This window comes from Streptomyces sp. B1866 (assembly GCF_031932565.1).
GTDB lineage: Bacteria > Actinomycetota > Actinomycetes > Streptomycetales > Streptomycetaceae > Streptomyces.
Genome location: NZ_JAVSCF010000281.1, coordinates 1 through 8,026 on the forward strand (window position 1 = coordinate 1; position 8,026 = coordinate 8,026).

Annotated in this window: 6 protein-coding genes; 2 read left to right on the forward strand and 4 right to left on the reverse strand. The window is 75.0% G+C overall.

The window, feature by feature from the left end; translation table 11 throughout:
• The first annotated feature begins 929 nt into the window (after positions 1–929).
• Together RKE29_RS25680 and pepN are read left to right on the forward strand one after the other, a co-directional pair.
• On the forward strand, positions 930–1,955 hold the full coding sequence (locus RKE29_RS25680) for an aspartate-semialdehyde dehydrogenase (RefSeq protein ID WP_312008023.1): 1,026 nt from the start codon (positions 930–932) through the stop codon (positions 1,953–1,955).
• A 352-nt stretch (positions 1,956–2,307) separates the two neighbouring features.
• On the forward strand, positions 2,308–4,878 hold the full coding sequence (gene pepN, locus RKE29_RS25685; RefSeq protein WP_312008024.1) for an aminopeptidase N: 2,571 nt from the start codon (positions 2,308–2,310) through the stop codon (positions 4,876–4,878).
• A gap of 91 nt (positions 4,879–4,969) precedes the next feature.
• On the opposite strand, the gene RKE29_RS25690 is transcribed toward pepN, so the two are convergent.
• From RKE29_RS25690 to malQ, 4 genes are all read right to left on the reverse strand, one after another.
• Entirely contained in the window at positions 4,970–5,278 is a 309-nt protein-coding gene (locus RKE29_RS25690; protein ID WP_312008025.1) for a type II toxin-antitoxin system RelE/ParE family toxin, read from the reverse strand.
• A complete protein-coding gene (locus RKE29_RS25695) occupies positions 5,275–5,553 on the reverse strand; it encodes a type II toxin-antitoxin system Phd/YefM family antitoxin (protein WP_312008026.1) in 279 nt (92 codons plus the stop codon). The genes RKE29_RS25690 and RKE29_RS25695 overlap by 4 nt, the downstream gene beginning before the upstream one ends.
• A 305-nt stretch (positions 5,554–5,858) precedes the next feature.
• A complete protein-coding gene (locus tag RKE29_RS25700) occupies positions 5,859–6,089 on the reverse strand; it encodes a hypothetical protein (RefSeq protein WP_312008027.1) in 231 nt (76 codons plus the stop codon).
• Between the two features lie 110 nt (positions 6,090–6,199).
• On the reverse strand, positions 6,200–8,026 hold a 1,827-nt coding region (gene malQ / locus RKE29_RS25705; RefSeq protein WP_312008028.1), incomplete at its 5' end, for a 4-alpha-glucanotransferase.

An 8,026-nucleotide genomic window follows, 5' to 3' on the forward strand; every position in this document is an offset into this window, starting at 1 on the left:
CGCCGCGGAGGCGGCGGCCCCGGCGCCGGCCGCGGCGAGCAGGGCGCGGCGGCCCGGGCCGGCGGAGGCGGCCGCGGTGGCGGCGGAGCGCTCGGAGCGTATGCGGGACATGCGTGATCTTTTCCGTGATTGCTGGCTGATTGTTCGCCGATCGCTCGTGATCACGCGAAAGCGACAGGTCAGGGGCGAAGTGGTGCCCTTCTCCACGGATCGTTGGCACCAGGGGTGGCCGGTGGGTTAACGTCGCGGCAACGCCGGTGGCCGATCGGCACACGTGGATCTTCGCGGGGATGAACGGGGGTGGTCGGTCGCCGGATGCCTACCCGTCGGCCACTCCGCGATCACGCCGCGTTCACCCGCCGGGAGCGATGCCGGAAACTCGGAAGATCGCCGCCGGGCGGCCTGCGATAGTGGACGGCGGAGCGGTGCGGACCCGCGCCCAGGGACCGGACCGGGGCCCGCCCACGGGCGCGGACCCCGGCGGGCGGCCCGCAAGGGCCCTGGTGAGGGCCCGGCGAGGCCCGCCGAGCAGGACCGGCCCGGGACCGGCCCGCCCGCGCGGGCCTGGCGCCCGTACCGTTTCGCGAAGCGCTCCGCGGCCCGCGCCCGGGCGGACCGCGGAACCGGCCGGACCGCCGGACCGGACCCGGCGGCCAAGCCGGACCGGCCCGCCGGGACGGACGGCCAGGCGGGACGGACCGCCAGGCCAGGGAGCCGCACCACCCCGGTGCGCGCGGCTCCCCCGGGACCGGCGGGCCCCGCGAACCCGGACGCCGGGGACCGCAGGCCCGGACACCCGGGACCCATGGGCCCCGGGGACCGCAAGGCCCGAGGACCGCCGGGACCCCGGGCCCCGGGACCGCAGGCCCCGGCGACCGCAAGCCCGCGGGCCGCCGGACGGCACCCGCAACCGTCAAGGAGCACAGCAGATGAAGATCGGAATCGTCGGAGCGACCGGCCAGGTCGGCGGCGTCATGCGCACGGTGCTCGCCGAGCGCGCCTTCCCCGTGGACGAGCTGCGCCTGTTCGCCTCGGCCCGGTCGGCGGGCCGTACGCTGCCGTGGCAGGGCGCCGAGGTGACCGTCGAGGACGCGGCCACGGCCGACTACTCCGGTCTGGACATCGTGCTGTTCTCCGCGGGCGGCACCACCTCGCGGGCGCTGGCGGAGAAGGTCGCCGGGCAGGGCCCGGTGGTGATCGACAACTCCTCCGCCTGGCGGCGGGACCCGGACGTGCCGCTGGTGGTGTCCGAGGTCAACCCCGAGGCCGCCGCCCGCCGCCCCAAGGGGATCATCGCCAACCCGAACTGCACCACCATGGCCGCCATGCCGGTGCTGCGGCCGCTGCACGCCGAGGCGGGCCTGACCAGCCTGGTGGTCGCCACCTACCAGGCGGTGTCCGGCGCCGGCCTGGCCGGGGTGGCCGAGCTGCACGGCCAGGTGCTGAAGACCGCCGACACCGCCGACCGGCTCACCCACGGCGGCGCGGCGGTCGACTTCCCCGCCCCGCGCGTGTTCGCGCGGCCGATCGCGTTCAACGTGCTGCCGCTGGCCGGGTCGGTCGTGGACGACGGCCGGGAGGAGACGGACGAGGAGCAGAAGCTGCGCAACGAGAGCCGCAAGATCCTCGGCATCCCGGACCTGAAGGTCTCCGGCACCTGCGTGCGCGTCCCCGTCTTCACCGGCCACTCCCTCCAGATCCACGCCCGCTTCGCCCGCCCGCTCACCCCCGCGCGGGCCCGCGAGCTGCTGGACGGCGCGCCCGGCGTGGCGCTGGCCGACGTGCCCACCCCGCTCCAGGCGGCGGGCGGCGACGTCAGCCTGGTGGGCCGCATCCGCGCGGACGAGACGGTGGAGCACGGCCTGGCGCTGTTCGTCTCCGGTGACAACCTCCGCAAGGGCGCCGCGCTCAACGCCGTCCAGATCGCCGAGCTGGTGGCCGCGGAGGCCCGCTGACGGCCCGGCGGCGTGGAAGGATGGTCCCGATACGCGCCATAAGGCCGCGACGGGGCGTCCCGGAGACCACCGGGCGGGCGGACGTGAGGACCGGTCACGTCCGCCGCCGACCGGTGGTCTCCGCCCGTTCCCGTACGGCCTGACGGCGCGCCGCACCCGGCGAGGCCACGGCGCGCACGGTGCACGGCGGCGCCCGGGCCCGGCGCCCCGGCACAGGAACGGAAGGTCTTGACGCGGCACTGACGAAGCACGGACGCGGCACGGCAGCACGCAACGACAGACTCACGCACGAACGACGCGGCACGACGGCGCGCACGGCGCGCACACCGACCCCTTCAAGGAGATGCCCCAGGTGCCTGGCACGAATCTGACCCGCGAAGAGGCGCAGCAGCGGGCGCGCCTGCTCACCGTCGACTCCTACGAGATCGACCTCGACCTCTCCGGCGCGCAGGAGGGGGGCACCTACCGGTCGGAGACCCTGGTCCGCTTCGACGCCGTCGAGACGGGCGCGGAGTCGTTCATCGACCTGGTCGCCCCGGCCGTCCACGAGGTCGTGCTCAACGGCGACACGCTCGACCCGGCCGAGGTCTTCGCCGACTCGCGCATCGCGCTGCCGGGCCTGCTGCGGGGCCGCAACGAGCTGCGGGTCGTCGCCAGTTGCGCGTACACCAACTCCGGTGAGGGCCTGCACCGCTTCGTGGACCCCGTCGACCAGCAGGCGTACCTGTACACGCAGTTCGAGGTGCCGGACGCGCGCCGGGTGTTCGCCAGCTTCGAGCAGCCGGACCTGAAGGCGACCTTCCAGTTCACCGTGCGGGCCCCGGAGGGCTGGACGGTGATCTCCAACTCGCCGACGCCCGAGCCGAAGGACAACGTCTGGCGGTTCGCGCCCACGCCGCGCATCTCGACGTACATCACCGCGCTGATCGTCGGCCCGTACCACAGCGTGCACAGCAGCTGGGAGGGCGAGGGCCGGTCGGTGCCGCTGGGCATCTACTGCCGTCCGTCGCTGGCGGAGTTCCTCGACTCGGACGCGATCTTCGACGTGACCCGGCAGGGCTTCGACTGGTTCCAGGAGAAGTTCGACTACCCGTACCCGTTCGCCAAGTACGACCAGCTGTTCGTGCCCGAGTTCAACGCGGGCGCGATGGAGAACGCGGGCGCGGTCACCTTCCGCGACCAGTACGTCTTCCGCTCCAAGGTCACCGACGCGGCGTACGAGCGGCGGGCGGAGACCATCCTGCACGAGCTGGCCCACATGTGGTTCGGCGACCTGGTCACCATGGAGTGGTGGAACGACCTGTGGCTGAACGAGTCGTTCGCCACCTACACGTCGGTCGCCTGCCAGGCGCACGCCCCGGGCAGCCGGTGGCCGCACGCGTGGACCACGTTCGCCAACACCGAGAAGACGTGGGCGTACCGGCAGGACCAGCTGCCGTCCACCCACCCGATCATGGCCGAGATCCGCGACCTGGACGACGTCCTGGTCAACTTCGACGGCATCACCTACGCCAAGGGCGCCTCCGTCCTGAAGCAGCTCGTGGCGTACGTGGGCATGGACGAGTTCTTCCGCGGCGTACAGGCGTACTTCAAGCGGCACGAGTGGTCCAACACCCGGCTGCCCGACCTGCTCGGCGCACTGGAGGAGACCAGCGGCCGGGACCTGAAGACCTGGTCGAAGAAATGGCTGGAAACGGCCGGGATCAACGTGCTGCGCCCGGAGATCGCCACCGACGCCTCCGGCACCGTCACCTCCTTCGCCGTCCGCCAGGAGGCCCCGGCGCTGCCGGCCGGCGCCACGGGCGAGCCGGTGCTGCGCCCGCACCGCATCGCCGTCGGCGCGTACGAGCTGGACGGCTCCGGCAAGCTGGTGCGCACGCGCCGCGTCGAGCTGGACATCGACGGCGAGCGGACGGACGTGCCCGAGCTGGCCGGCATCGCCCGCCCGGCCGTCTTCCTGCTCAACGACGACGACCTGTCGTACGCGAAGGTCCGGCTGGACGCCGAGTCGCTGAGGACCGTCACCCAGCACCTGGGCGACTTCGCCGAGTCCCTGCCGCGCGCCCTGTGCTGGGCGTCGGCCTGGGACATGACGCGCGACGGCGAGCTGGCCACCCGCGACTACCTCGACCTGGTGCTGTCGGGCATCGGCAAGGAGACCGACATCGGCGTGGTGCAGTCGCTGCACCGCCAGGTGAAGCTCGCCGTCGACCTGTACGCGGCGCCCGGCCGGCGCCCGGCGGGCCTGGCGAAGTGGACCGAGGCGACCCTGGAGCACCTGCGCGCCGCCGCGCCCGGCAGCGACCACCAGCTCGCGTGGGCGCGCGCCTTCGCCGCCACCGCCCGCACCGCCCCGCAGCTCGACCTGCTGGCCGGGCTGCTGGACGGCTCGGAGGAGATCCCCGGCCTGGTGGTCGACACCGAGCTGCGCTGGGCGCTGCTGGAGCGGCTGGCGGCGACCGGCCGCGCGGACGAGCGGGCGATCGCGGCCGAGCTGGACCGCGACCGCACCGCCGCGGGCGAGCGGCACGCCGCCACCGCCCGCGCCGCCCGCCCGACGCCGGAGGCCAAGGCCGAGGCGTGGGCGTCGGTGGTGGAGTCCGACAAGCTGCCGAACGCGGTGCAGGAGGCGGTCATCGCCGGGTTCGTGCAGACCGACCAGCGGGAGCTGCTGGAGCCGTACGCGGAGAAGTACTTCGCGGCGGTCAAGGGCGTGTGGGAGAGCCGCAGCCACGAGATGGCCCAGCAGGTCGCGGTCGGCCTCTACCCGGCGCTGCTGGTGTCGCGGGAGACGCTTCAGGCCACGGACGCGTGGCTGGCGTCGGCCGAGCCGAGCGCGGCGCTGCGGCGGCTGGTGACGGAGTCCCGCGCGGGCGTGGAGCGCGCGCTGCGGGCGCAGGCGGCGGACGCGGCGGCGGCCTGAGGGGCGTGCGGCGCGGGGCCCCGGGCGCGCTGCCTGGGGCCCCGCGGCGTTCCGGCGAGCGGAGCGGGTGGGCCTGGGCTCCTGCCGAAGGTTAACGGGAACGATAGACGTCAGCTCTGTGGTCGACCGCTGTCACGCGCACCGTGCGCTCGTCGTCATCCACCTCGTACAGGATCCGGTACGTGCCTCGCCGGGCCGACCACGTACCCTCGTGTGGTGGAAGAAGCAGCCGTTTGCCGACCCGGTACGGCTGTGCGGCCAGCGGCCCGGCAATGAACTCCAAGGCCGCCGCCGCGACCTTCTCGGGCAGGTGCTGAGCTAATGCCCGCTTGGCGGCCGCGGTGAAGACGAGGCGGTACGGCTCCGCAGACGGTTCCGGTGCTTGTCCGGCTTCGGTCAACGCCCGCTCCGCCTGGCCAGCGCCTCCACGACATCCTCCAGACTGTGGACGTTCCCGGCCTCAATGTCCCGGCGCGACTCGGCGAGCTGCCGCATCGCCTCCGGGCTGGCGAGGACGTCCAGGGTCTCTTCCAGGACTGCCAGGTCGTCGGGCGACAGCAGTATGGCGACGGCTTGGCCGTGCCGCGTGATCTCCACCCGCTCGTGCGTGCGCGAGACCTCGTCGATGATCTCGGACAGGCGGTTGCGGGCCTCGGTGAACGGCATGGTCGTCATGCCATCAGCGTACGCCGAAACTGGCGCGAAGTCTGTACAGTTCCACCCTGTCGAGTGACGACCGCCGCACCGCAGCGAGCGTCCCGCAGGCGCCTCACCCAAAGGTGCGTCGCCATGCTCGTTCGGTCGACTCTGCGCGGGTCCAGACCTCAGCCGCCGCCCGGTGCTCTTCCGGCGTGAAGGGAGCGTGCTCCTTCACATATACCGCGAGGCAGTCGGCAGTGGCTGCGTCCCGCCGGCGCTCTCGGACGGCTGTGGCCAGCCGCGCGAGCAGCGCGCGCGGGCCGGCGGCGAAGGCGCGGGGGTCAGCCACTCCGCTTGCGGGACTTGTCGCCCACCATCACCAGCCCGGCGATCACCAGGAACGCCAGGATCGGGAGGACGACGTACAGGCCCAGCGTCTCGGCGACGCTCAGGCCGGGACCCGGGTCGTCCCCGTCGTCGCGGATGAGCGCGAACGCGGGAGACGACATGAGCAGCAGCAGCGTCACTCCGGCGCTCACGGTGCCGGCGCGCAGGGCGTTCTTGTTGACCACGCCTCCACGCTAGCGAACGCGTCGGCGGGCGGCGCGCGCGGGGTCCTCGTACGGGCCTGTACGGGACCGTACGGGCCGCTTGGCGCGGTCTCGTACGGGCCGGTGACGCCTCAGGGCTCCGCCAGGCCCGCCCGTACCTCCGCCAGCAGGGCGCGCAGGCGAGGCGAGGCGGCCAGGTCCTCCAGGGAGACCGGGCGGCCCGCGGCGTCCGCGACCGGCAGCCGCCAGTTCGGGTACTGGTCCCAGGTGCCCGGAAGGTTCTGCGGGCGGCGGTCGCCGACCGTGTCCGGCAGCCAGATGCCGACCATCCGCGCGGGCGTGCGGGTCAGGAAGCGGTAGACGGCCCGCACGGCCGCCTCCTCCTCGCCGCCCGGCCCCTCCGGCAGCAGGCCGAGCCGCGCCAGCTCCGCCAGCCACGCGCCGACCTCGCGCGCGTCCTCGGCGCGCTCCCGCTCGACCGGGCGGGTGAGCAGGCCGAGCCGGTGCCGCAGGTCGACGTGCTCGCCGGTGAGGCGGGCGGCGGTGCTGGGCAGGTCGTGGGTGGTGGCGGTGGCCAGGCAGTACTCCCGCCACGCCGCCGGGGGCAGCGGGAGCGCCGCGGGGGCGTCGTCGCCCTCGGCCGCCGTCCCGGTGCGCTCCCGCGCGTAGTCGCGTTCGAACCACAGCACCGACGTGCCCAGCAGCCCCCGGCCCGCCAGCGTCTCCCGCACGCCCTGTTCCACGGTGCCCAGGTCCTCGCCGATGACGGGCGTCCCCGCGCGGTGCGCCTCCAGCGCCAGCACGCCGAGCATCGCCTCGGCGTCGTACCGCACGTAAGCGCCCTCGGTGGGCTCGCGGCCCTCCGGCACCCACCACAGCCGGAACAGGCCCATCACGTGGTCGATGCGCAGCGCGCCCGCGTGCCGCAGCAGGCCGCGCAGCAGGTCGCGGTACGGGCCGTACGCGCGGGTGGCCAGGGCATCCGGCCGCCACGGCGGCAGGCCCCAGTCCTGGCCCCGGGAGTTGAACGCGTCCGGCGGCGCGCCCACCGACATGCCGGACGCGAAAACGTCCTGGAGCGCCCAGGTGTCGGCGCCCGAGGGGTGCACGCCGACGGCCAGGTCGTGCACGACGCCGACCGGCATGCCCGCCTCCCGCGCGGCCCGCTGCGCGGCGGCCAACTGCTCGTCGGTGAGCCAGGCCAGCCGCCGGTGGAACTCGACGCGGTCGCGGTGCCGCTCGCGCGCGCGGGCGGTGGCCGCCGCGCGCGGGTCGGCCAGGCCGTCCGGCCAGGCGCGCCAGTCGGTGCCGTGGACCTCGGCGAGCGCGCACCAGGTGGCGTGGTCGTCGAGGGCCGGTCCGCGCTCGGCGCGGAAGGCGGCGTACGCGGCCTGGCGGCCGGGGCCGAGCGGCACGGCGAGCACCAGCTCCAGCGCTTCCCGCTTCAGGTCCCACACGGCGTCCCGGTCGATCAGGGCGCCGCCGTCCAGGACGGCCGCGCGCAGCGCGTCGCCGCGCGCCAGCAGCGCTCCGGCCCGCTCGCGCGCGCGGCCACGCAGCTCGGCGAACTCGGGCACCGCCGCCACCCGCAGGTGCACCGGGTCGGGGAAGCGGCGGGAGGAGGGGCGGTACGGGGACGGGTCGGCCGGGACGGCGGGGCCGGACGGGCCCGCGAGCGTGCCGGGCACGGCGGCGTGCAGCGGGTTGATCTGGAGGAAGCCGGTGCCCAGCGCCCGGCCCGACCAGGCCGCGAGGTCGGCCAGGTCGCCGAGGTCGCCCATGCCCCACGAGCGGGCGGACAGCAGGGAGTAGAGCTGGACGAGGAAGCCGTGGCCGCGGCCGCCGGGCGCGGGCAGGCGGTCCGGGGCCACGACGAGCGGCACGGCGGCGGACCGGCCGTCGGCCGCCCGCGCGTGCAGCGTGTGCGTGCCGGGCGGCAGCGCGGCCAGGCGCGGCCC